This window comes from Sorangium sp. So ce145 (assembly GCF_051525985.1).
In the GTDB taxonomy this organism is placed as follows: Bacteria; Myxococcota_A; Polyangia; order Polyangiales; family Polyangiaceae; genus Sorangium; species Sorangium cellulosum_B.
Window position 1 is genome coordinate 7,087,623 of the sequence record NZ_CP150315.1, and the last position, 23,109, is coordinate 7,110,731.

Below are 23,109 nucleotides of genomic sequence, written 5' to 3' on the forward strand. Positions count from 1 at the left end.
GACCTGGCGAGCACGCGCCGGACTCGTTGAGTTGACGGTGGTCGTGACAGCACCTCGCTGGGGACGGGGCTTACACACCACATTACAACCCGCATAATCAGCTCTGTAAAGTCCCTATACATGGGCGTTCGGTCGATCGAGCCCACATTGCGTCACCAGATGGAGGCAACCCTGCGACGATCGGGCGCTCCTTCGCCCGAGAAACAGCGCCGCGGCGGCCTTCAGGCCTTCGGAAGGAGCAGAGCGTTTGCTGGAGGTGATGTATGGAACGATCGCCCCCTCGGGCTCAGCAGCCTACGCCGGGAGCGACTTCGTCATCGCAACGCAGCCGGAAGACGAGCGCTCTCCAGCGGCGCGGCGGCACCGTTGACGCACTCCTGCACCTGTGCATGCGACGGCGGGCGCCAGCGGTTCAGTCGTTATCGGACAGGTCGCTTCCCTCGGCGAAGTGGGAGCGATCGACGCCATTCTTCTCGAGCCAGCGTCGAACTCGATTCCTGTGCACTCCGAGCCTGATGGCCGCGCGAGACACATTGCCTCGCTCGAGGCGAAGCGCCTCGGCGATCTCGTCTTCGGGCGGCGCCTGGCCTGCGCGCGCCGGTCGAACATCGCTCGCCGTCGGCCGGACCTGCGGCTCGATCGCCTCCGGGCTCAGCCCGACGCCGGCGAGCGGATCCAGATCCTTGGCCTCGACCGTGCGCCGCCCCTCGTCGAGCGCGCGCGTCGCGGCGCGCCGCGCCTCGCCGACGAACTCGCGCAGATTCCCCGGCCATCGGCGCATCGCGCACGCGATGATCATCGAATGGTGAATCGCCGGCGGCGCGCTTTGAGCGGCCGCGCCGACCGCCTTTGCGCATTGCGCGAGCAGCCACGGGATCTCCTCGGTCCGCTCGCGGAGGGGCGGGAGCCGGACCTCGGGCCGGCCGATACGGTAGTAGAGATCATCCCGGAAGCGGCCCTGGGCGACGCGGGCGCGGAGGTCGTGTGTCGCCGCGCAGATCCGGATCTGCACCGGGCGAGGCGCGACCGCGCCGAGCTCGAGGACCTGCCGGGTGTCGATCGTCCGCAGCAGCTTCGCCTGGACGGCCGCGTCGAGCTCCGCCACCTCGTCGAGGAAGAGCGTGCCTCCGTGGGCGGCCTGCACATAGCCGTCGGTGTCGTGCGTCGCGCCGGAGTAAGCGCCGCGCCTGGCGCCGAAGAGGAGCCGCTCCGCCAGGCCCTCCGGGATGGCCGCGCAGTTGACGGCGACGAACGGGCCGCGCGCCTGCGGCCCCGCCTCGTGGTAGGCGCGCGCCGCGAGCTCTTTGCCCGTGCCGCTCTCGCCCGTCACGAGGAGGCTGTCCCCCCCGGCCGCGGCGCGGATGATCGTGTCGTAAATCAGCTGCAGCCTCGGCCCGAGGACGCTCTCCTTTTCGAGGCGCACGCCCCCGCGCGCGAAGCTCCGGATGTCGCTGAGCGCGAGGAACACCGACGTCCCCGCGCCGACGACCTGGATCGCGTCCCTCCGCACCTCGCCGCGGATGGGCTCGCCGTTGACCGACGTCCCGTTGGTGCTGCCGAGGTCCTCCACGGTCCAGGCGCCGCCGTCGTACGCGATGCGGGCGTGTCGCCGCGACATGAGCGAGTCGTCCATGAGCGGCACGCCGCCGACGCCTCCGCGACCCACCACCACGGAGCCACGATCCAGCGGGATGGGAGCGCAGCGCGGCTGATCCCCCGAGAAGATCAGGACGATGCCGGGGACAGGCTCGGCGACCGAGGGCTCCGGTGAAACCGAGACGCGGACGGTGGAGTGGTCCATCGGGCGCAATCTTACCCGTTGAAGAACCTGGCCGGCCAGTGGCCGGCCATCCCAACGGCCTGCGAAGGCTCTCTGGGCAGAACTCCCAGCAAATCCAGGTCGCCCCGTTCGCCAGGTTCGGCACAAGTTGTGCTTGTTCCCTCGGCATGGTGGCCTCTGCAAGAGCTCGCATCCATCGGGACCGGGGGCCTGCCCTCGAGGTGAACATGGGATCCGGCCGCAACATCGAGGAGGCGAGCCGCCGCTCGTCCCGGCGCCTGCACACATCCCGCACCCTGCCGAGCCTCCCCACCCACCCCGGTCTCCAGAGCGTCAGCGGCCTCCGCGGCGCTCTCGAGTTCCTGGAGTGGCCGGCGTCCGAGTGGACGCCCAAGGACCTCCAGGACTGGTTCGTGGACCACCTCGTGACCCCGGGCCTGATGAAGCGCCCCCAGATCGTGCGCGAGCCCGGCGCGACGCCCGTCATGCTCGATCCCCGGGCCGACGGCGGCAGCAACCTCGAGGAGCTCATCCACAAGGCCCGCGGGCGCGTCATCACGGCCCTCCGTGGGCTGATCGCGCCCGTCGCCGACGATCGGTTCCTGAACGCGGCGATCTACGGGGGCAGGGTCCGCCGGGCGGCGGTCGGCGGTCGTCCCGTCTGGGTCGCCTCGCCGCGCGAGATCGACTTCCTCGGCGACATTGTGCTCAGTTTGCTCGCCGCCGACATCCTGCTCGACCGGGAGTTCTATCGCGCACACCTGTGCATCTGCGAGGTGTGCGGAAGGGTGTCATTCAAGGAGACCGCGGACGCGCGAGGCGTATGCAGCGAGCATCGCAGCAGTGTGTCCGGGTTTACGCCGCGGGTGCGCTGAGCGCCTGCGGCGGAGTCGTGACGCCAGAGACGATAAAGGCCGGCTGAAGAGCCGGCCTTCGTCATTTCTCCCGCCACGGATCCTGTCCGCCCGCCGCATCGCGGAAGGCCGGCGCGGACGGCGCCGCGTCAGTTCGCGTCGAACGAGACCCAGGCGCCCGTCGCCCAGGTGTCATCGGCCTTGAAGGCGCCGATGTAGCTCGCCTCCGGGTCGAAGAAGCCGTCATCCGGCGGGGTCGCCGCGTTCTCGGTGAGCGTGGCCGCAGGCCGGAAGTCGGGCGTGGCGGCGAAGCAGTCGGCGAGCCTGGGATCCTCGGTGCTGTTGGTCGCCTCGCCCTCGAACCACGCGACCTCGTCCGTGCCAGCGTCGTCGTCGTCGTCGAGCTTCGACTCGGTCGCCGCCTCGGTGTCGGTCTCTTCGTAGGCGATGTTCGCCTCGATGTTGCCGAAGAAGATCGAGCTCGCGAGCTCGACCTCGGTGAGCTCGTTACGGAGATCCACCCCCGCCTCGAAGCCGGTCACGATGGTGTTGAAGATGTGGGCCTTCGTCGAGCGGCGGAGCAGCATGCCGTACTGCTGCTTGTCGACCTCCTTGTTCTTGCCGCACAGGGTCGCGTTGTAGATCGTCGGCTCGCTGAGGGGCGTGTTGGCCGACGAGTCGGCGTCGTTGTCGCCCTCGAAGCCGTTCGTCTCGTCGGCCACGGACGGGTCCTGCTGGAGCGCGAGGAACTGGAGCTTGCCGGTGTAGCCGAGATCCCAGTCGAAGCCGTCGTCGCCGTTCTGCGCGCAGATGAGGTGCTTCGCGTTGACGGTGCCGCCGAAGAACTCGAAGCAATCGTCGAGCGTGTGGTGCACCATCACGTGATCGACGGTCGTCCCGGAGCCCACGCCGGCGAAGGTGAGGCCGTTGACCTCGTTGTCCTGGGAGAGGAGGATCCCGCTGTACTCGATGCGCACGTACTCGAGGACACCGCTGCTGTCCGCGGGCTTGTCGCCGCCGTACTCCGTGCCTTCGCCGGTGATGCCCTCGACGGTGGCCTTGCCGCCTTCGACGTTGACGGGCGCCTCGCCGAGCAGGATGACGCCGCCCCAGTCGCCGGCGGCGCGATCGCCCTCCTCGCCCTGGCTCGTGAACACGATGGGCTTGCTCGCCGTGCCCTTGGCGTTGATCTTGGCGCCGGGCTTCACGACGAGCGTGGCGAGGCTCACCTTCTCGCCCATGATCTTCGTGCCGGGCTCGATGGTCAGGGTCGCGCCGCGCTCGACAAAGAGGATCCCTTTCATGAGGTAGCACTTGTCGGCGGTCCACTTCGTGCTGGCGGTGATCGCCTCGCTGACCTCCACCGGAGAGGAGCAATCGGCGCTGACGTCGCCCCCACCGCCGCCGTCGCCACCGCCGCCCTCGCCGCCACCGCCGCCGTCACCGCCGCTGGCGGAGCTGCTCGCGGACGAGGTGCTTGTCGGGGACGGGGAGATCGAGTCGTCATCGCCGCACGCGGCGAACGCCGCGACGGAGAGCGCCGAGGCGCAAACCAAGCCCAATTTGAATGTACGCAATTTATTCTACCTCCTCCCCCAACATGGCGCATGTAGGAAAACTCGTGACGAGCGCGGCGTGACGATTCAATGGCAGGTGCTCAGTAGGTGAACGCCGCGCTCAACGTCACAGTCGTCCCGACGCTGTACTGGCTGGCGATCTTGTCCTCGTCGCCGTCGCTCCCCTTGGTGACGCGGATGGGCGCATCGATGAGGTTCTCGCCGGCCAGCTTCAGCTCGATGTGCTCGCCGAGGCGCTGGGCCAGGGTCAGGTCGATCTGGTGTCGCGGCTGCTCGTACTCGTCCGCCAGCCCCTTGCGACCCACCCGCTTGAGCCGGGCGCCGAACACGTTGTAGAGGAGCCGGGCGCTCGTGCCGGTCGACTCGCTGGCGTAATCGAGCCCCAGGTTCACCACGAAGGGGGATTGCCCCTGAAGAGGGTGCGTCGGGGTGCTCTCGATGGTGACTCCTCCCTCGTTGTCATCGGGATCGATCGTCACCTCCGACTGCACGAACGTGAGGTTTCCGAGCGCCGTGACCTCCTTCAGGAGCGGGGTGACGAAGCCCAGGCTCTTCCTGAGCTCGAGCTCGACCCCGGCGACGTGACCGGCCTCCGCGTTCACGTAGCTGAGCCTGCCCCTGCCGCCGTTCGGGAAGATGATCTCCTCGATCGGATCCTGGAAGTGCTTGTAAAAGACGCTGACCGCGGCCACCTCACCGGCGGTCGGGAAGATCTCGAAGCGGAGATCGGCGTTCACGACGCTCGTCCGCCCGAGGTCCGGGTTGCCTTGCGCCTCCATCCCGCTGTATCCCTCCTGATACAAGGTCGAGCTGAGCTCGCGGAGCTGGGGGCGGGCCAACGTCCTGGACACGCCGAGCCTGACATTCGAGATCGAGCTCGCCTTGAAGATGACGTTGGCGGCAGGCAAGAGATCGACGTTATCGCTCTCGGCCTTGATCTCCGGGTTTGCCGGGGAGTACCTGTCGAACGCCCTCAGCGACAGCGTGGAGGCCTCGATCCGCGCGCCGATCACCGCTCGGAGCCATCGTGTGATGGCGGCGTCCGTCATCACGTAACCGGCGTAGAGATCGCTGTTCGCCGTGTAGGAGTCGGTCTCGCGCGTGATCTCCTCCAGCTCGAGCGCCGTGCCGATGTTCTCGTCCGAGAACAGCTGGCCCGGCTCCTGGCGCAGGATCGTCGGGTCCGAGCCCGGGCGCTGCTTGAACCGGAACCGGCGCGCGTTGAACTCGCGCTCTCGGAGGTTGAACAGACCGCCCAGCTTCACCCGGGTCGGGGTGTCACCACGGACGAGAGGCTGGGTATAGGCGAGCTGCCCGCCGTAGTTCACGTCGGTCATGTTGCTGAAGAAGTGGGCGCCGCTCAGCGTGCCCTCGTCCCACGAGTAGGCTCCGCTCGTATCGTCCCTGATGTAGACGGTCTCCCTCGTATCGGGCTCGTCCGAGGACGCATGGGAGACGGACGCCTTCCAGTCGAGGGTGCCGCCGTCCAGCGCGCCGATGCGGTGCTCTCCCTGGAGCTGACCCAGGGTGAGGGCCCGGGAGATGAACCGCTGCAGCGTGTCGCGAAACACGCTGCCGCCGTCCAGGGGGTTCCCGTTGATCTCGCTGGCCAGGTCCTCGGACGAGCGGCTGTGGAGTCCGGTGATCGTCACCTTGTGGTTCTGATCGGGGTTGTAGGTGACGCTGGCGAAGGTGCCCCAGGACACCTGGTCGCGGATGTTTTCGGTGCTGGTGTCGACGTTGGGTATGGGCTCGCCGCCCTGAGGAGCGGGCAGGAAGGCTCTCGTGTGCTCTTCAGCGCGCGGAGTGAACTTCCGGCCATAGCTCAGGGTGGCGATGTAACCGAGGCGCTGCTCGCCGCCGAGCTTCAGGGTGTCGCCGACGACCACGCTGCCGCTCCCGTTCGGCGGGGTGAACGACCGCGTCGTCACCATCGACGAGTTGATCGCCCGCCCATAGGTCGTCATCTCGTCCCTCGTGATGGTGCCGCCGCCCGGCTTGGAGCCGAGCCGCACCACCTTGTAGTCGGGGATCTCGCCGGGGAGCGCGCGCGCGCCGCCGTCGATCCCGAGCCAGTCGGTGCCCGAGCCGGCGTAGCTCAGGCGATCCCGGAACGTCGCCTGGCTGTTCAACCCGAGCGACAGCGATGCCTGGAAGAGGAATTGGGTCGGGAGCTCGCGCGTGTTGACCTGGACCGAGCCGCCCACGAAGTCGCCGGGGAGATCGGGCGTGAACGTCTTGACGACGGTGATGTCGCTGAGGACCAGCGACGGAAAGAGGTCCAGCGGGACGGCCTGCCGGTCGGGCTCGGGGCTCGGCAGCGGGGCGCCGTTCAGGAGCGCGTTCGTGTAGCGCTCGCCGAGGCCGCGGACGTAGACGTACCTGTTGTCGACGACGGTCGCGCCGACGATGCGCTTCGCGGCCTCGGCGGCGTTGCGATCGGGTGTCTTCGCGATCTCCTTCGCGCCGACGGCATCGCCCACGTGGGCCGCGTTCTTCCGGATGAGCAGCTGCGCGGCGACGCTCGCCCGCTCCGGCTCGAACTCGACCTCGATGACCTCCTCTGTTTGCTGATCGGGATCGAGGCCGACATCGACCTGGACCACCTGCCCGGCCGTCACCCGTACGTCCTGTACGCGCTGCGGCTTGTGCGCCTCGTACCAGACCCGCAGCTGATGGATGCCCGGCGGGAGCTCCAGCCGATACCGCCCGTCGAGGTCCGCGATCGCCTTGAGCTTCGTCCCCACGACGGACACCTGGGCGTCGAGCAAGGGCTCTCTCGTGGCGGTGTCCGTGACGACGCCCCACACCACGCCTCTCCCCGCGGGCGGCGGGCGCGACGGGCTCGGCTCGTCGAGTCCCGAGACGTCCTCCGCCGCAGGACCGCCGGCCTGAGGCGCCGCGCCGTCTGGCTGCGGCGCAGCGGCTCCGGGGTCGCCCTGCGCGAGGGCCGTGGCCCCCCAGCAAAGCGGTGTCACCAGCGCTGCGACTACCCCCGAGATCCTTCTGCGACTCATGCACCTGTCCCTTCGCGCGCTCCGAGCCCGGGCGCGACTCTCGATTCGATGGCAGGGCGCACCCGCGCCCGTCTGATGAGTTGAGCGGAGGGCCACCTCGCGCCCTCTCCCGTGCACCCCGCCGCGCTCGCGCGACGCGGCGGCGGCTCCCGCGCGCCTCGACTTCACCTCATTCGGCCTCTGCCCTGGCTCAGCGCGCGGGCTTCTCCGTCAGGACGGCGATCGTCTTGGCCCCGCCCATGCGTGCGGCGTCCATGGCCTCCACGGCGACCGCGTAGACGGCCTCGTCATCCGCGTCGAAGTAAAGAACGTTGTCCGAGCGCGCCGCGAAGATGCGCGCGAGCCGCTCCTTCAGCTCGCCGCGCTGCACCTCGGCCTGGTTGATGCGGAGGACGCCGCGCTGATCCACCGTGAGCACCACGGGCTTGTCGGCGTCGATGGGAGGCGGCGCGAGCTTCGCGGTGTCGTCCTTCTTGGGCAGATTCAGCCAGAGCTGCTTGGCGAGCAGCGGCGTCACGACCATGAAGATGATGAGGAGCACGAGCACCACGTCGACGAGCGGCGTCACGTTCATGCTCGGCGCGACACCGCCCTTCTTGCCTCCGCCCTGCGGAACGCTCATCCCCACGGCGCTATCCCTCCTCCGGCGCCGCGGACGCCCCGCCGCCCCGCTGGCTCACCTGCAGCGAGATCCCGGCGAACCCGACCTCCTGGCACAGCGCGAAGGCCTCCCGGACGCGGCCGTACCGCACCGAGGAGTCGCCCTTGATGACCACCCGGCGCTCCGGCTCGGCGGCGCGGATGGCCCGCAGCCGCTCGCCGAGCGCGCCGAGGTCGGCGACAGCCTCCTTCTCGAGGAACACGGTACCTGCGCCGGTGATCGTCACGTAGATCGGATCGAGCTTCGATTTCGACTTCGGATCCGGCTGAAACACCGCCGGGAGCTCGACCCGCTCGCCGTGCTCCATCTGGGGCGCGATCACCATGAAGATGATGAGGAGCACGAGCACCACGTCGACGAGCGGCGTGACGTTGATCTCCGGCTCAGGCGGCTGCTGCCGACCCGAGCGACCGCTCTCCGCTCGAACGTCCATGTTCGTTCTCCATCTCGTCGATGAGCTCACCCGCGCTGCGCTCGAGCGCGAGCTCCACAGCGGCGATCCGGGTGGTGAGGTAGTTGAAGCAAAGCACCGCCGGGATGGCGACCCCGAGCCCGAGCGCGGTGACGATGAGCGCCTCGGCGATGCCGGCGCTCACGGCGCCGAGGCCGCCCGAGCCGGTCGAGGCGATGGTCTGGAAGGCCGTGATGATGCCGATGACGGTGCCGAGCAGGCCGACGAACGGGGCCACCGAGCCGACCGTCGCGAGCACCGAGAGGCCGCGGCGCAGGTCGGCGGAGATCGCCTCCCGGCGCCGCGACACCTCGCGGCGCGCGAGCTCCACCGGCGGCACGCCGCCCTCGCCGGCCTCGACGGCGCGCTGGAAGCGGCGCACGGCCGCGCCGACGAGCCGGGCCAGCGCGGAGCGTCCATAACCGTCGGCGATCGAGACGAGCCGCGCGGTGTCCCAGGCCTCCATCACGGGGCGCGCCTCCCTCGCGAAGCGCCGGGTCTCCGACGCCTGACGCGCGAGCGCGATGAGCCGCTCCACCACGACGGCGACGCTCGCCAGCGCCATGAGCACGAGGGCGAACGCGACGAGCTTGCTCAAAAGCCCCATGGTCGCCCAGATGTGCCCGAGATCAAACTGCATCATGGTTAACCTCCTTCGTTCCTCGGGCGAGAGGCCGCGTCCGCGGCCGCGCGCTCGACGTCATCTCTTCGCCTTGAACGGGATCCGGACCGTCTTGAAGGTCGACACCGGCCTCCCCTCGTGGATCGCCGGCCGGTAGCGCCACGTCTTCACCGTCGCGAGCACCACGTCGTCGAACAGCGGATGGCCGCGGACGATGGTGACGTTCGTGACCTCGCCGGTCTCGGTCACCACGAACCTGACGACCACGGTGGCCTCTATCCCCGCGCTCCGCGCCCCCTCGGGGATGGGAGGGAGGGAATTGGAGAGCGCGACAGGCGGCGTGGCGTTCTCGGGGAGGTGAATCGGCCCTTTCGGCTGCGGAGGAGGAGGCGGCGGTGGCGGCGGCGCGGGCGCAGCCACCGCGGCCGTCCCCGTGCCGCCGGGGACGCCGCCGGGCACGCCGCCCGGTACGCCTCCAGGCTCTCCGTAGGTGTCGTCGTCGCTCGCCTTGGCCTGGCCCGGGTCCGCCTCCGCCGGCGCCTCGCTTGGCACCGCGGTCGGCGCGACGAGCGCCGGGCGTCTGGGCGCCGCGGGGCGAGGCGCCGGCGCCTCCGCCGGCGGCGGGGGCGCGGGCGCCGGGGCCACGGGGGGCGCCTCGGGGACCTGGGTGGCGAGCTTCACCTCGACGACCTCCTCTTCGGGCGGAGGAGGCGCGATCGCGCCGCTCAGGCGGGCGGCGGCGAGCCCAATGGCCGCGAACAGCAGGAGCCCTGCCGCTACCCCGATCGCGAGGCGCTTGGCCCGCTCAGGATCGGCCTCCCCTGCATTCCACGTTTCAAGATACATCGAGGCTCCCGGCACACGCCGGCGACGACACCAGAGCTTTACCTGACCTCATGAGAGGGACCGGCACGCTTCAACGATGTCGCCCAGCATGTGAATCACCGTCTGCACGGTACACTGGCTGCCGTTGCGGCCCGGTGACGGCGGGGCAACGATTGTCGTGCTCGCCCGGCAGCGCGCTCAGGCGCTGCGGCTCTCGGGGAGGTCGGGCGAAGCGGCGAATCGATAGCCGATACCGCGGACGGTCTGGATGTAATCGCCGGCGCGGCGCAGCTTGTCGCGAAGCCGCTTGACGTGGGTGTCCACGGTCCTCGTCGTGATGCTCACGTCGATTCCCCAGACGCCGTCGAGGAGCGCGGTGCGCGTCTGCACGCGCTCGCGCGCCTCGTACAGCGCGACGAGGAGCTTGAACTCGAGGAGCGTCAGCTCGACCTCCTCGCGCTCGACCCACACGCGGTGAGCGCCCTCGTCGATCCGCAGGCACCCGAACTCGATGCTCCGCTCCCCGTCCCCGGAGGACTTCGCGCGGCGGAGCACGGCTTGCACGCGCAGCACGAGCTCCCGCACGCTGAACGGTTTGACGACGTAGTCGACGGCGCCGAGCTCGAAGCCGACGATGCGGTCGACCTCGTCCCCGCGCGCCGACACGATCATCACGGGGATCCGCTGGGTGCCATCGCTCTGCTGGAGAGCACGGCACACCTCCGTCCCCGGGATGTCGGGCAGCATGAGATCCAGCAAGACGAGATCGGGCCGCTGGTCCACGGCCAGCCGGACCCCTTCACCGCCCTGCCCCGCGAGGAGCACCTCATGCCCGGCTTGCCTGAGGTTGTAATCGAGCACCTTCTGGAGCGCCGGCTCGTCCTCGATGACTAAAATCCGCGCCATGGTGAAGAGCGCGTGTACCCGAGCGATGTGACGGACCGATGACCGGATGGCAACAGGGCGGTGCGGCGCCGAAAAGACCGCACGGGCGCGCAGGCGCGGCGGGCGCACGGCGGGATGTAGCAGGGGAGCGCAGGCGCGGCCAAAGGTCACGCGAGCGCGGCGCAGCGCAGCGCAACGAGACAGACGAGACGAGGTGCCCCGCGGGCGCGCGGCGAAAGGTCGCACGGGCGGGGCGAGATGCGCTAGTCTCGCCGGGATGCTGCGGACTTTGCGACTCATCGCGGCCGACGTGCGCCAGAAGGCCACATGGTGCTACGGCAGCGATCCACTGCCGACTATCCTGAAGACGCTGGCGACCGACGGCACGGCGGCGATGGTCCTCTACAGGTTCACGCAGGCCGCACGAGCCCACCGGATGCCGGTGCTCGAGATGGTGCTCAACAAGGCGACCAACCTGGCCGGAGGCTGCGTGATCGGGCGCGGCGCGGACTTCGGGCCCGGGTTCGTGCTCATCCACTCGAACGGCGTTGTCATCAACGGCAACGTCCGCGGCGGATCGAACGTGCTCATCGAGCACCAGGTGACCATCGGCGCCGATCGGCGGCAGACACCGGTGCTCGGGAGCGACCTCTTCATCGGCGCGGGGGCGAAGATCGTCGGCGGGGTCACGGTCGGTGACGGCGCCAGGATCGGCGCCAACGCCGTGGTCGTGCACGATGTCGCGCCGAACACCACGGTCGTGGGCATCCCCGCGAAGCCCGTGCAGCGGCGCGAGGACCGCGCCGCCCAGCCCGCCGCGCGCCCGGCCGCGGACGGGACGAACACCTCGCAGAGCTGACCGGCGCACGGCGGATCGAGGGTTCCAGAGCGGCGGTCACCCGCACAGGAGACGGGTCCAGATCGGCGTTTTCGGCGCGGAAGCGCACTCACGTGCGCTGAGCACCGAAAACGTCGAGATGGGCCCGTATCCGAAGCGGGTGACCGGCGCGCTATCGAGGCATCCGGGCGAGGAGCTCTTGCCTGAGCTGCGCGATCTCTTCCCGGAGCGGGCCGATGAAATCGGCGCTCAGGGTGCGGTTCCGGCCCTGCAGCGCGCGCGCCGTGTGCCACTTGCTGAGCGCGAGCCGCGCGCCGGCGCGGATGAAGCTCCGCCCCGTGGCGCCGCGCCAGCCCAGGGTGCACCGGAGCCGGCCGATCGGCGAGCAGACGAGCTCGAGCTCGTCCTGGGTGAGCATGCCGAGCGCGACCTCGTCGCGCAGATGATCCCGGATCACCCAGCCCTTGCGGATCACGAGCGCCACGATGATCCCGAAGAACGACGCGACGAAGCACAACCAGAGCAGGAGCCACGGCATGAAGATGTCGCCCATCGCGCGCCCCAGCGCGGTGGGGAGGAAGTTCCACACCGCGTGCAGCGCGACGCCGAGCAGGTAGCCGCCGATGGGGGCCGCCGCGCGCACCCACGTCTTCGACGACTCCCGGGCGAGCCCGAAGCCGATGCCGGTCATCGACGTGAACAGCGGGTGGAGCCAGGGCGTGAAGACGCCCCGCAGGACGAACGTGCCAGCGAGAACGTCGCTGCCCTGCATCGAGGCGCGCGCGTAATAGAGCACGTTCTCCACCGCGGCGAAGCCGAGCGCGCAGAACGTGGCGTAGATGATGCCGTCGACGATCCCATCGAACTCCCGGCGCAGGAAGTAGAAGAAGCCGAACACGCCGAGCCCCTTGAAGAGCTCCTCCGCGAACGGCGCGCTGACCGATGCGCTGACGAGCTCGCCGGCCGGCTCGCCGAAGTTGCTTGAGACGCCGATGTGGACGCCCGTGTTGATCAGGATCGAGAAGCCGGTCGCCGCGAGCGCGCCCCAGAGGAACGCCATCAGCAGGCACCACCACGGCTCGGGATCGTACCGATCGATGATCATCGGGACGAACAGGTAGAGGACGAGCGGTGGGAACGCGAAGAGCGCCCCGACGAGCATGGCGCTCAGCATGCTCCCCCCGGACTCGATGACGCCGAGGAGCGTGAAGAGCACGTTGAGGACCGCGCCCGCGATGAGGCCGATGGCCCACAGCCACAGCCCGGCGATGCGCAGCCGCCGGTCCGGGTCGAACCTCCGAACGGCCGCCGGGTAGCCCGCGTGGTGATGCGCGTACGCGTGACGCTGCGGCCCTTGCGCGTAGCCCTGGGGTGCCAGCGGGTACGCGTGGCCCTGCGGCGCCTGCGGGTACGCGTGGCCCTGCGGCGCCTGCGGGTACGCGTGCCCCTGCGACCCCTGCGAATACGCGTGCCCCTGCGGCCCCTGCGAATACGCGTGGCCCTGCGGGCCTTGCGCATAGCCCTGCGGCCCCTGCGCATAGCCCTGCGGCCCCTGCGCGTACGCGTGGCCCTGCGGATAGCCCTGCGGCCCCTGCGGATACGCGTGCCCCTGCCCGTAGCCCTGCGCTGGCTGCGCGTACCCCTGCGGCGCCTGCCCGTGGCCCTGCTGCCCGTGCGGCGGTTGCCCCACGGAGCTCTGCCCCGCACCTTGCGCCGGATACCCCGAAGGGCCCTGCGCGCGCTCGCTCAAGCGCTCCGCCGGCCGGGGTTGTTGCGGCACGCCGGGGGAATCGGGACGATGTCCGTGGGGATTGTTCATGGATCGAGCGCTCTCGCGAAAGCCTCGTGACAGCGGGTGACCGTTCAGCCGAGGCGAATCCCCGCCGCGCGCGTGGAGCCGAGAGCAGCGGTGACGATCCGCGGCGGGCGACGCCAGCGTCGGAGCTGTCGCTCACGCCCGTGGGATCGAAGTATCACGGAATATTTCTACCACGGCAGGGACGCGCCGGGCATATATCCCAGCAGCTTCGTTACGGCGCGCTGCCGGCGAGGAGCGCGGAGGCTGTGACGCTCCGCTTCCACGGGTTCCACGAGCTGTCGGGGGTCGGCGGGGTAACGCGGCAGCGGCTCCGCCGCGCCGGGAACGTGGCGAGAGAACGTCAGGGGCGGACGACGCGCGTGCCCGGTGGAGGCGTGAAATCGAACTCGGTCTTCCCGACCGGCTGATTCACGACCGGCGACGAGAAATCGAACCGGTTCCGGTTGCCCTGCGCGTCGAGGATCAGCACGCGGCGGACCTGGTTGGTCTGCCCGTCCACGTAGAGGAGCATCTTCTGATACGCAGGGGTCGCCTCCTTCGGCGTCCCCTCGAGGACATAGCCGCCCTCGAACTTCATCTGCGCAGGATCGAGCAGGCGCAGCGAGAAATCCTTCGTGAGCTGCCCCTTGCCCATCAAGAACGCGAGCGCCGCCGGATACTGAGAGCCCTTCACCGGGGTCTCGAACATCTGCTCGTTGTCCTTCTCGTAGACCTTGATCGTGACGCCGTCGGAGACGACCCGGTTTCCGTTCGGCGCGTCGTAGATCCAGCTCATCTTGCCCGGCTTCTCGAAGGTCACCTTGCCGGTGGAGACCTTCTTCACGTCCTGGACCTTGATCGTGTAGGTCTGGGTGAAGCTCGCCTTGAAGGTCTTCGTGGAGTCGTAGAACTGCTGGACGCGCCTGCCGAGCTCTTCGGCGGTGGGACCCGCGGCCTGGGACTCGCCGGCGGTCGCGAGCGTCGCGAGCACGACCGTGAGGGGCGCCGTCAGCCCGATGAGGCACGCGGCGGCGAGGCGGTTGAGTGAGGTTCGCGTCATCCTTCCCGATCTCCTTTGATGTCCAGAGGCGTCTCGCCCCCGCTCGTCGGCGGCGGGGGCGCCGGCGATGCGCCGCCGGTTCCGTGCCCTGGCAGCCGCACCCTCGCTGAAGCCGGGGCGCGCCGCACGTTTTCGTGTTGGACGCGGCGCGGGAGCGTCCGATGCAGGCTCCATAGCACACGGGATGTGCGCCAGGACCGCCCCCGCCGGCCTCCGGTCACGCGGTCAGCCGAGGCGCCGCGCCGGCGTCCCCATGCGCAACCAGGGAGCCGCGTCGGCCCACGCTCACCCGAGGCGCGCCCGCCGCGGCCGGGCGCGGCGCGGGACGGGCGCGCCCGACGCCGCCAGCGCGGCCGCGAAGCCCGCGGCGCTGAGGTGGGTCATCGCGATGGCCAGCGCGTCGGCGGCGTCCGGCCGCGGGGGCGCGGCGAGGCGCAGGACCGCGGTCATCACCTGCGCGACCTGCGCCTTCTCGGCCGCGCCCCGGCCGACGATGGTCCGCTTCACCAGCGCCGGCGGATACTCCGAGATCGGAACGCCCGCGCGCGCCAGCCGCAGCAGCACGACCCCGCGCGCGTGGCCGAGCTTCGCCGCGCTCTGCGCGTCCTTGGCGAAGAACAGGCTCTCCACCGCGGCCGCGTCGGGCGCGTGCGACGCGATCACCTTGCCGAGCTCGTCGTCGATCTCCACGAGCCGGGCGGCGAACGTCCCGCTCGTGTCGATGTCGATGACGCCGTGCGCGACGTGCTCGATGCGCGTGCCCTGCCGCACGAGCAGGCCCCAGCCGAGGTGGCGCGAGCCGGGATCGATGCCGAGGACCCGCATCGGCTCAGCAGGCCCCGTGCGAGGGCGCCACGACGTGGGTCGGGAAGCCCGGCGCGCGCTCGGCCCCCCCGTCGCGCTCGCCCCGCTCGGCCGCCTCGAGCGTCCGCCGCGGGAAGATCTTGTGCGGGTTGAGCAGGCCCTTCGGGTCGAACAGCGCCTTGATCTTGCGCTCGATCGCGATGAGCTCCGGCGACTGCTCGAGCGCGAGGAAGTCCGCCTTCGACGTCCCGATGCCGTGCTCGCCGCTCAGCGTGCCGCGCATGCCGATCACCGCGCGGAACAGGCGCGACAGCGCCGTCTCCACCTGGGGGACGAGGTCCGGGTCGTTCCAGAGCAGGTTGACGTGGAGGTTGCCGTCCCCGGCGTGGCCGTACGTCAGCATGCGGACGCCCGTCGCCGCCGAGATCTCCGCGACCTCGTCGAGCAGCGCCGGGATCTTGTCGCGCGGGACCACGACGTCCTCCGAGATCTTGTAGCGCGCCATGGCGCGCGTCGTGGGGGAGAGCTGGCGGCGCGCCTCCCAGAGCCGCTCGCGCTGCGCCTCGTCCTGCGCGACGAGCACGTCGAGCGCCCCGGCATCCATGCAGACCTCCCCCACCCGCTCGGCCTGGACCTCGCAGTCCGCGGGCTCGCCGTCGACCTCGATGATCAGCATCGCGCCCGCGCGCTCGTCGACCCCGACGCCGCGCGCGCGCACCGCGTCGAGCGTGGGGCGATCGAGCAGCTCGAGGCAGCGCGGGACGACGCCGGCGGCGACCAGGGCGCTCACCGCGCGCCCGCTGGCGCGCACGTCCGGGAACAGGCAGAGCAGCGTCATCACCGACGGGGGCTTCGCGATGAGCCGGAGCGTCGCCTCCGTCGTGATCGCCAGCGTGCCCTCGCTTCCGACGAGCAGCGCCGTGACGTCGTACCCCGTCACGCCCTTCACGGTGCGCCGGCCGGTGCGGAGGCGCGTGCCGTCGATGAGGATCGCGTCGAGCCCGAGCACGTACTCGCGCGTGACGCCGTACTTGAAGGCGCGCGGGCCGGCGGCGTTCTCGGCGATGTTGCCGCCGAGCGCGCACATCTTGAGCGAGTTCGGATCGGGCGGGTAGAAGAGCCCCTCGGCCTCGACGGCCGCGTGCAGGTCGGCGAGGATGACGCCCGGCTCGACGACCGCGATCTGCTCCTCGCGGCTGATCTCCTTGATGGAGTTCATGCCGATCGTGGCGATGACGATCCCGCCCCCGACCGGCACCGCGCCGCCCGACTTGCCGCTGCCAGCGGCGCGCGGCACGACCGGCACCTCCGCCTCGCTCGCCGCCCGCACCGCCTTCTCGATGTCGGCGGCCGAGGACGCGAGCACGACCGCATCCGGGCTCACCGGCGGCTGATCGGACTCGTCGCCCGCGTAGGCCGCGCACCCGTCGGCCGACGTGATGACCTTCGACGGGCCGAGCGCGCGCTCGAGGAGCCGGCGCGCCTTGTCGATGGCCGACGCCGACGGGCGGGGGAACGTGGGGTGCTGTCGCATCTCCCCCATTTACCGCGGATCGCGCGGCGATGCTGGGGGATCCGCGCGGGCAGGCTCGGGGCTGGCCGCCGCCGGAATCGGGTGCACGCGGGGTGCACGCGGGGTGCACGCGGACACGCGCGCTCCGCGCGGCGTGCCCGCGGTCTGCCTGCCCTCGGGCGAGCGGGCGCGCCGCGCGATCAGAGCAGATCGAGAAAGGCGAGGAGCGCCTCGATCGCGCCGGCGTCCAGCGCGACGAGGCCCTCGCCCGCGGGCGCGCCGTCGTGGAAGAAGGCGCCCGGCGCAGCGGCAGCGGCCGTGCCGCGGTGATCGCCGGCGGCGCGGCCGCCCGTGTCCTCGAAGCGCGCCCGCTCGAGCACATCGCGCAGCGTCTTCGCGGAGCCGTTCGTGAAGTAGGGCCGCTTCTTGTAGAGCCGCCGGAGCGACGGCACCCGCGCGCCGTCCTCGTGCACGTACGGCACGACGCCGGTCTTCTCGTAGCCGGCCCTGCCCCACACGATCGGGCCCTCGGGCGCGAGCACGAGCGCCTCCCAGCGCTCGAACGGGGCCGCGGAGCCGGGGTCGTCGCTGCGGAGCACCGGGGCGTGGCAGCGCGCGCAGCGGTCCCGGAACACCCGGGCGCCGTCGCGCTCGATCGGGGTGAAGCTCGTCCGGCCGAGGACGGCGGGGTTCACGCGGTGCGAGAACGCCATGAGGAAGCTCATGAGCGCGCGGCGGAGCGCCTCGGGCGGCCGCGCGGCGCGCCCGGCGTCGGCGAGCCCGAGATCGGCGAGCCACGGCGCGGCCTCGCTCGAGATCGAGAACCATGGATCGTGGCCGCTCAGCGCGCCGGCGACGCGGAACTCGTTGTCCGCCACCGCGGTGAGATCCGGATCGAGGGCGCGGGAGAAGTGGGGGCGGTTGTTGAACAGGCCGAGCAGCGGCTTGGTCGTGGCGCGCACGTCGCCTCGACCCGTGTGGTGCGTGCGTCCGTCGACGTAGCCCTCGAAGTGGCACGTCTCGCACGTGAACCGGCTGAGCGGGCCGTCGGCCTTGTTCCACGGGGCCATCAGCGAGGTGAAGAAGAGCGCCTCGCCGAGGCGGATCTCGTCGGATCGGGCGTCTTCGCCGCCGTCCCGGACCGGCTGCTTCACGACCGCGCCGTCGCCGGCGTCGAGCAGCCACGCGTCGAGCAACGGGTTCGCATAGGCGAAGGCGCCGCCGCCGAGCGCGGCCATGGCGGCCACGCCGGGGGAAAGCGGGCGGGTGGAGACCTCCGGCGCGCTCGCGAGGCCGGCGTCCGTGGCGCGGAAGAGGAGCTCGGCCCGGCGATCGCCGCCATAGCCGGTCGCGATCACGCGCACGCCGCTCGAGCCGGGGATCGCCGAGAGCGCGACGGCCTTCGGGGTGAGGACGCCGAGCTCGGAGACGTTCACGGCCGAGAGCCGCGTCACCTCGGGCCGGGCGCCGGCGGCGACGCGGTAGAGGAAGACGAACGAGTCGATGTATCCGAACGAGCCGCCGGTCCGGTCGAGCGGGTGATCCTCGACCCCGCCGGCCGCGAGAAGGAGCCCGCCCCCGGCGCCGCCCGTCTCGAGCGCGTCGAAGCTCCAGATCGGGCCGTCGTGGCGGACGCGCGCCGCGCCGCCCGGGAGCGGGCGGCCGTCGGCGCCGACCGGGAGCACGACGAGCGTCTGGTCGAGGAGGCAATCGACGATCAGGTGATGCGCGAGGCGCACGACGCGGAAGGGGCCAGCGCCGATCGGCTCGTCCCAGCGCTCGACCTCGATGCGCCCGTCCGCGCCGGTGGGACCAGGGCGCAGCGTGACGAGCGTGCCGGCGCGCTCGTCGAGCGCGTAAAGGAGGCCCTCGGGGCCGGCCGCGACGTCCCGGACGCCGTGGAGGCCCGCGAGATCGATGCGCCCCGCGGGCTCGAGCGAGGCGCCGCGGACGGCGTAGCGGAAGAGCGAGGGAGACGCCTCGCCGCTCGCGAAGACCTCGCCGGTGGGCGTGACCGCGACCCCTGTCGGCGAGGCCGGCGCGGGGGCGCGGGAGAGCTCGCGAAGCGACGCGTCGAGCAGGACGAGCGCGTCGCGGCCGCGGAGCGGCGAGAGCAGCGCGGGCGCGCCCGGCGCGGCGGGGCGGCCCAGCGGATCCACGGGGCGGAGCGCGATCGGGTCGGCCCCGAACAGCCGGTCGGACCCGGGTGCGCGGGAGAAATCGGCCTCCGCTCGGCGCGCCGCCTCGAAGCGCCGCAGCGGCTCGAGCGGGTCCGGATCGGGGGCACCGCCGTGGACCGGGGGCGCAGGGCGGCCGTCGCACGCAACGGCGGCCAGGCCGAGCGAGAGCGCGAGCGCGAGGCGGACCGCGGCCATGCGCCTGCGCCGGGGGGCAGCGGGCCGAGCCGCCGCGCCGATCACCAGCCGCCGGTGCTCGCCGGCTTCGCGGTCTCGGCCGGCGCCGCCTTCTCCGGCTCCGCCTTGGGCGCGGGCTTCGCCGCCTCGGTCGTGGCCGCGGGCTTCGCCTCGGGCGTCGCCTGGGGCTTGCCCTCGCAGCCGAAGAGACACAGGGCGCCGAGCGCAACAAGCACTGTCAAGACATTCTTCATGGGACTCCTCCTGAACGAGCGGGGCAAGCGAAGCACATCCGCTCGGCGCTCGGAAGGGGCGCGCGCCGTCCGCTGCCATCGGAGGCGGCGCGACGGCGGCTGCGCGGGGTTGGCTGCGTCGGCGGAGGCGGAGCGGGCGACGTGGCCGCCCGCGTCCAGGAGCGAGCGAGAGCTCGCGCGCTGGATCCGGGGCCGGGCGCGAGATGCCGGCGCCCGCGCCCTGGGCGGCCTGGTCAGGTCCCGGGAACGATCTTCACCAGGCTGTTGCGGTTCGCGACGAAGTATTGCTCGCCGTCGTTGTCCTCGACGATCGCGGTGAGCGCGTTGAAGGCCGGCAGGCTGCCCTGACGCGCGAATGCCGGAGCGTTCGGCGCGTTCGGATCGGGGTTCTTGTTGATGACCGTGATGGGCGACGTCTGCGCCCCGCACTGCATGAGCGCGCCCATTTTCCCGCCGGTGTAATCACCGAACAGGTAGACGCCGCGGAGCTGCGGCACCTGGCTGCCCCGGTACACGAACCCGCTGACGACCGATTTGTAATCGCGGTACGGCCCTGTCGCGCTCTGCCGCCGATCCATGTCGGTGATGGGCGGGGTGGGCGTATCGCCCGCGCGCATGGTCTGCCCCCGGCAGGTATCCTGGTGGGTGCCTTCCCACTTCGGCCAGCCGAAGTTCAGCCCCGAGGTGCCGGCAGGAACGTAGTCGATCTCCTCGTAGCTATCCTGGCCGACATCGCCGATGAAGAGGTCGCCCGTCCCCCGGTCGAAGGTGAAGGTATACGGGTTGCGCAGACCATAGTGCCAGACGCGCGAGGCCGCGCCGTCGAGGGGATTGCCGGCCGCCGCGTACGGCTCGGCAGCATTCGGATCGAGGCGCAGGATCTTGCCGAACAGCGAGGCCGGGTCCTGCGACCCGCCAGGCTTGTCGCTGTTGCAGGAGCCGCCCCCGTCGCCCGTGCCGACGTAGAGCATGCCGTCGGGCCCGAACACGATATGGCCGCCGTTGTGATTCACCGCGGACGCGTCGAGCCGCACGATCGTCTTCGCCGAGTTTGCATCCGCCACGTAAGGATCGCTGGACCGCTTGTACTCGACCACCATGTCACGGTTCATGTTCGTGCCCGTGGTCGCCGTCATCATGATGTAGAATTTGCCGCTCGTCGCGTAGTCGGGCGGGAACGCCATGCTGATGAGCCCGCGCTCGTCGTCGAAGCCGCCGGAGCTGAGCGTGATCTGATTGCTCACGTCGAGGAAGACCCCGCTCCGCAGCTGACCGCCGGAGAACACGCGGATCTGCCCGGTCTGCAGCACGAGATACCAGTCGCTCGATCCCTTCGGCTGAGCGGCGTAAACCAGCTTGTCCACGCCGGTGACGACGGGAGCGAGCGCCAGCTTCCCGACGTCGGGCGCCGCGCTGGCATCGCACTCCACCGGGTCGCCGCCGCCGGCGCCGGAGCCGCCCTGTCCGGCGGTGGTCCCGGACGACGACGTGGTGCTGCTGCCACCGCCGGTGCCGGAGCCGGAACCGGAGCCCGAAGCAGAGCTGGAGCCGGCGCCTGCGCCGGAGCTGGAGGCGGAGCCAGCGCCGGCCCCCGTCCCCGTCTGCGCACCGGAGGAGCCCTGATTCCCCCCGCTCGTCGCGGTGTCGCCAGAGCTGGTCGCCCCGTCGTCGCTGCACGCACCGGCGCCCAGCGCGAGACACGCGCCGCCACCCAGCGCGAAGGTCATCCACAAAGCCAAGGTTGAACGCTGTTTCGTCATGGGACGCATTCTATACATGACAAGCGCCGTGGCGCACTCATGAACTACTGCCGGGGGAAAGAACAGGACATCGGAGCCCGGGGTGAACATGTGACGGATCATGCCTGCAGAACGCCAACACGCGCTCGCCTGGCCGGCCGACGGCGTACATTTGCTCGACGCGAGCACGGAGAGGCCGGCGGTGCTCCTCTCCCATCGCATGTGGGCTCAAAGGCCTTCGACAGGCTCGCTCGCCCGGTCGCCGCCGCAATCGAGCCATGGGAGAACGGCGCCCCTCGACCGGTGTCGAGCGGCATTGCTCATGATTTGATCAGCCGTTCAGATGAAATGCGCCTGGCGCACGCCGACGTGGGCCTTTGGTGCGCTGATCACTCGCCGAGATGGATATTTGAAGCAGAGCGGTACGTGCGAGTCCCCGAGGTCCGCTCGGGGCCGGGGCTATATTCCCGTCCAGGACCCTTCTGATCATCGCCTGCGACGGATCATCGCTCGCCGCGCCCTCGCCGCCGGCGCTCGCTGGCCGGCGCGCAGCGTCACCGGCAAGCCAGCCGCGACGCGCCATGGCGCGACCGCGCCTGGCTCACCGCGCCGGACGAGCCCCGGCGGAGAGACGTGCTGTGTTCCACCCGGGCACCGCAATCGATGCCGGCCGACTCGGCATCATCCATCAGCTCGCCGCACGGCGCCACGTCGGAGAGGTGATCCGTGTCAATCGAGGCGCCACGCGGAACGCCGGTATCTCCGGGCGCCCTCACTCACGCCCGCTCTCCCCTGTCCTCGGTGCCAGTCGGCTCACCCGGCTCGACGCCGGACGCCGTGGGGCGCCCCGCGAGCTCCCCCCGCTGCGACGACGCCCCCTCCTGCTCCTGTGGCGCTCCGCTCAGAGAGTGCCCGCGATCCACACGCTCCCGGGGCCCAGGCCGACGCGCGCGCTCCAGGGGGCGCCGGCCGTCGGCCCGCGGCCGCGCGCGGACGCCGCGGCGGCGTCAGGCGCAGACGGCGCGGTGATCCAGAGGATCGCCCCGCCCACGGCGAAGGCCGCGCCCGCGATGAACACCGCCGTCCCGATGTTGCCCTTCGCCACCGCGTCGTCGCGCAGATCGAGGCCCGTCTGATCGACGCAGCGGCCCGCCTCGTCGCAATGGCCGCCCTCGGTGGCCTTGTCGAACGTCGATTTCGCCATGAAGCCGAGCGCCGTGCCGACGCCGAGCCCGACCACGCCGAGCCCGACCCCGACGATGCCGAGCGGCTTGCGGATGCTCCCGCCCTGCGCCGAGGGCGGGTCGCTCGCCGGCGGACGGACAGGAGGCGGCGGCGCGACCGCCGGCGTCGACGCGCCGCTCGATCCCGAGGCGGAGGCCGGCTCCGTGGCGCGCTCGAGCGCCGGCACCGTGACGCTCACCACGCCCGGCTTGTCGATCGCGACCTTCACCTCCCAGGGCTCGTACCCAGGCGCGGTGGCGGCGATCCGATGCTCACCCGGGTCGAGCGGCACCGCCGTCCCCCAGAGCGCCCTGCCCACGGCGACCCCGTCCCGCGTGAGGCCCAGCCCCGCGATAGACGCCGCCGGCGGGACCACGATCTGCAGGCGGGAGAGCCGCGGCTCGAGCGCGGCGGCCCGGGCGCGCGCCACCCGCTCGCGCTCCATCTGCCCGGCAGAGAGCGAGGCGGCCGCGACGTCGCGGAAGCCGATCCACGCCGTCGCGATCTTGCCGGTGCGCTCGTAGCAGTCGGAGAGGTTGAAGAGGGTGCCGATGCCGGGGTCGATCGCATGGCTCTCGGCGAACTTCGGACAGGCCTCGGCGTGCTTCCCCGCGGCCATCAGCGCGCGGCCCTCGTCGAACAGCGCGACAGCAGCGGCGCGCTCCTCCCGGGTCGGCTCGGCGGCGCCCGCGGCCGGCGCGAGCGAGGCGAGCGCAGCGAGCGCCGACAGGAGCGCTACCGCTCGACGGCGACCGGCCCCCGCCAGCGGGGCCCGGGAGACCGCAGCAGCGCAGCCGGACGCCGGACAGGGGCTCGAGAGACGACGATGGCAAAGCAAGACGGCACCTCTCCT

General features: G+C 71.2%; 18 protein-coding genes. 2 read left to right on the plus strand and 16 right to left on the minus strand.

What is annotated here, in order from left to right; translation table 11 throughout:
• Positions 1-412: 412 nt before the first annotated feature.
• Entirely contained in the window at positions 413-1,801 is a 1,389-nt protein-coding gene (locus WMF34_RS26090; protein ID WP_012237696.1) for a sigma 54-interacting transcriptional regulator, read from the minus strand.
• Between the two features lie 206 nt (positions 1,802-2,007).
• Here WMF34_RS26090 and WMF34_RS26095 point away from each other — a divergent pair, with 206 nt between their 5' ends.
• Positions 2,008-2,655 (plus strand): hypothetical protein, encoded by a 648-nt coding sequence (locus tag WMF34_RS26095; protein ID WP_044965784.1) that lies wholly within the window; start codon positions 2,008-2,010, stop codon positions 2,653-2,655.
• A gap of 128 nt (positions 2,656-2,783) precedes the next feature.
• On the opposite strand, the gene WMF34_RS26100 is transcribed toward WMF34_RS26095, so the two are convergent.
• From WMF34_RS26100 to WMF34_RS26130, 7 genes are all read right to left on the minus strand, one after another.
• A complete protein-coding gene (locus tag WMF34_RS26100; protein ID WP_437989466.1) occupies positions 2,784-4,190 on the minus strand; it encodes a hypothetical protein in 1,407 nt (468 codons plus the stop codon).
• 101 nt (positions 4,191-4,291) lie between these two features.
• Positions 4,292-7,228 carry a TonB-dependent receptor domain-containing protein gene (locus WMF34_RS26105; RefSeq protein WP_437989467.1) on the minus strand — a complete coding sequence of 979 codons (2,937 nt, stop codon included), beginning with the start codon at positions 7,226-7,228 and terminating at the stop codon, positions 4,292-4,294.
• A gap of 190 nt (positions 7,229-7,418) precedes the next feature.
• Positions 7,419-7,850, minus strand: a complete 432-nt coding sequence (locus WMF34_RS26110; RefSeq protein ID WP_044965786.1) for an ExbD/TolR family protein — start codon at positions 7,848-7,850, stop codon at positions 7,419-7,421.
• A gap of 10 nt (positions 7,851-7,860) precedes the next feature.
• Positions 7,861-8,322 (minus strand): ExbD/TolR family protein, encoded by a 462-nt coding sequence (locus tag WMF34_RS26115; RefSeq protein ID WP_012237701.1) that lies wholly within the window; start codon positions 8,320-8,322, stop codon positions 7,861-7,863.
• Positions 8,273-8,983, minus strand: a complete 711-nt coding sequence (locus tag WMF34_RS26120; protein WP_012237702.1) for a MotA/TolQ/ExbB proton channel family protein — start codon at positions 8,981-8,983, stop codon at positions 8,273-8,275. Before WMF34_RS26120 ends, WMF34_RS26115 begins: the two co-directional genes overlap by 50 nt.
• A gap of 57 nt (positions 8,984-9,040) precedes the next feature.
• Complete coding sequence (locus tag WMF34_RS26125) at positions 9,041-9,808, minus strand: energy transducer TonB (RefSeq protein WP_437989468.1); 768 nt, start codon at positions 9,806-9,808, stop codon at positions 9,041-9,043.
• 177 nt (positions 9,809-9,985) lie between these two features.
• A complete protein-coding gene (locus tag WMF34_RS26130) occupies positions 9,986-10,693 on the minus strand; it encodes a response regulator (RefSeq protein WP_012237704.1) in 708 nt (235 codons plus the stop codon).
• 268 nt (positions 10,694-10,961) lie between these two features.
• Here WMF34_RS26130 and WMF34_RS26135 point away from each other — a divergent pair, with 268 nt between their 5' ends.
• Positions 10,962-11,531, plus strand: a complete 570-nt coding sequence (locus tag WMF34_RS26135) for a serine O-acetyltransferase (RefSeq protein ID WP_437989469.1) — start codon at positions 10,962-10,964, stop codon at positions 11,529-11,531.
• A 151-nt stretch (positions 11,532-11,682) separates the two neighbouring features.
• Here WMF34_RS26135 and WMF34_RS26140 read toward each other — a convergent pair whose 3' ends face one another.
• The 8 genes from WMF34_RS26140 to WMF34_RS26175 form a co-directional block, all read right to left on the minus strand.
• Positions 11,683-13,200 (minus strand): PrsW family glutamic-type intramembrane protease, encoded by a 1,518-nt coding sequence (locus WMF34_RS26140; protein WP_437989470.1) that lies wholly within the window; start codon positions 13,198-13,200, stop codon positions 11,683-11,685.
• Between the two features lie 469 nt (positions 13,201-13,669).
• Positions 13,670-14,368 (minus strand): LolA family protein, encoded by a 699-nt coding sequence (locus tag WMF34_RS26145; RefSeq protein WP_012237707.1) that lies wholly within the window; start codon positions 14,366-14,368, stop codon positions 13,670-13,672.
• Positions 14,369-14,653: 285 nt separating this feature from the next.
• Positions 14,654-15,193 (minus strand): crossover junction endodeoxyribonuclease RuvC, encoded by a 540-nt coding sequence (gene ruvC, locus WMF34_RS26150; RefSeq protein ID WP_012237708.1) that lies wholly within the window; start codon positions 15,191-15,193, stop codon positions 14,654-14,656.
• 4 nt (positions 15,194-15,197) lie between these two features.
• Entirely contained in the window at positions 15,198-16,706 is a 1,509-nt protein-coding gene (locus WMF34_RS26155; RefSeq protein WP_044969192.1) for an FAD-binding oxidoreductase, read from the minus strand.
• A 179-nt stretch (positions 16,707-16,885) separates the two neighbouring features.
• Positions 16,886-19,060 (minus strand): hypothetical protein, encoded by a 2,175-nt coding sequence (locus WMF34_RS26160; protein ID WP_437989471.1) that lies wholly within the window; start codon positions 19,058-19,060, stop codon positions 16,886-16,888.
• Positions 19,061-19,101: 41 nt separating this feature from the next.
• On the minus strand, positions 19,102-19,293 hold the full coding sequence (locus tag WMF34_RS26165) for a hypothetical protein (RefSeq protein ID WP_044965791.1): 192 nt from the start codon (positions 19,291-19,293) through the stop codon (positions 19,102-19,104).
• 233 nt (positions 19,294-19,526) lie between these two features.
• Positions 19,527-21,020: a PQQ-dependent sugar dehydrogenase gene (locus WMF34_RS26170; RefSeq protein ID WP_080598999.1), complete on the minus strand. Its 1,494-nt coding sequence runs from the start codon at positions 21,018-21,020 to the stop codon at positions 19,527-19,529.
• A 913-nt stretch (positions 21,021-21,933) separates the two neighbouring features.
• A complete protein-coding gene (locus WMF34_RS26175) occupies positions 21,934-23,094 on the minus strand; it encodes a hypothetical protein (RefSeq protein WP_012237712.1) in 1,161 nt (386 codons plus the stop codon).
• Between the last annotated feature and the right edge of the window lie 15 nt (positions 23,095-23,109).

Bases quoted from the DNA above. Each gene is read 5' to 3' on its own strand.
- WMF34_RS26090 (WP_012237696.1), bottom strand. From the start codon at position 1,801: ATGGACCACTCCACCGTCCGCGTCTCGGTTTCACCGGAGCCCTCGGTC.
- WMF34_RS26095 (WP_044965784.1), top strand. From the start codon at position 2,008: ATGGGATCCGGCCGCAACATCGAGGAGGCGAGCCGCCGCTCGTCCCGG.
- WMF34_RS26105 (WP_437989467.1), bottom strand. From the start codon at position 7,228: ATGAGTCGCAGAAGGATCTCGGGGGTAGTCGCAGCGCTGGTGACACCG.
- WMF34_RS26110 (WP_044965786.1), bottom strand. From the start codon at position 7,850: ATGAGCGTTCCGCAGGGCGGAGGCAAGAAGGGCGGTGTCGCGCCGAGC.
- WMF34_RS26115 (WP_012237701.1), bottom strand. From the start codon at position 8,322: ATGGACGTTCGAGCGGAGAGCGGTCGCTCGGGTCGGCAGCAGCCGCCT.
- WMF34_RS26120 (WP_012237702.1), bottom strand. From the start codon at position 8,983: ATGATGCAGTTTGATCTCGGGCACATCTGGGCGACCATGGGGCTTTTG.
- WMF34_RS26125 (WP_437989468.1), bottom strand. From the start codon at position 9,808: ATGTATCTTGAAACGTGGAATGCAGGGGAGGCCGATCCTGAGCGGGCC.
- WMF34_RS26130 (WP_012237704.1), bottom strand. From the start codon at position 10,693: ATGGCGCGGATTTTAGTCATCGAGGACGAGCCGGCGCTCCAGAAGGTG.
- WMF34_RS26145 (WP_012237707.1), bottom strand. From the start codon at position 14,368: ATGACGCGAACCTCACTCAACCGCCTCGCCGCCGCGTGCCTCATCGGG.
- ruvC (WP_012237708.1), bottom strand. From the start codon at position 15,193: ATGCGGGTCCTCGGCATCGATCCCGGCTCGCGCCACCTCGGCTGGGGC.
- WMF34_RS26155 (WP_044969192.1), bottom strand. From the start codon at position 16,706: ATGCGACAGCACCCCACGTTCCCCCGCCCGTCGGCGTCGGCCATCGAC.
- WMF34_RS26160 (WP_437989471.1), bottom strand. From the start codon at position 19,060: ATGGCCGCGGTCCGCCTCGCGCTCGCGCTCTCGCTCGGCCTGGCCGCC.
- WMF34_RS26165 (WP_044965791.1), bottom strand. From the start codon at position 19,293: ATGAAGAATGTCTTGACAGTGCTTGTTGCGCTCGGCGCCCTGTGTCTC.
- WMF34_RS26170 (WP_080598999.1), bottom strand. From the start codon at position 21,020: ATGACCTTCGCGCTGGGTGGCGGCGCGTGTCTCGCGCTGGGCGCCGGT.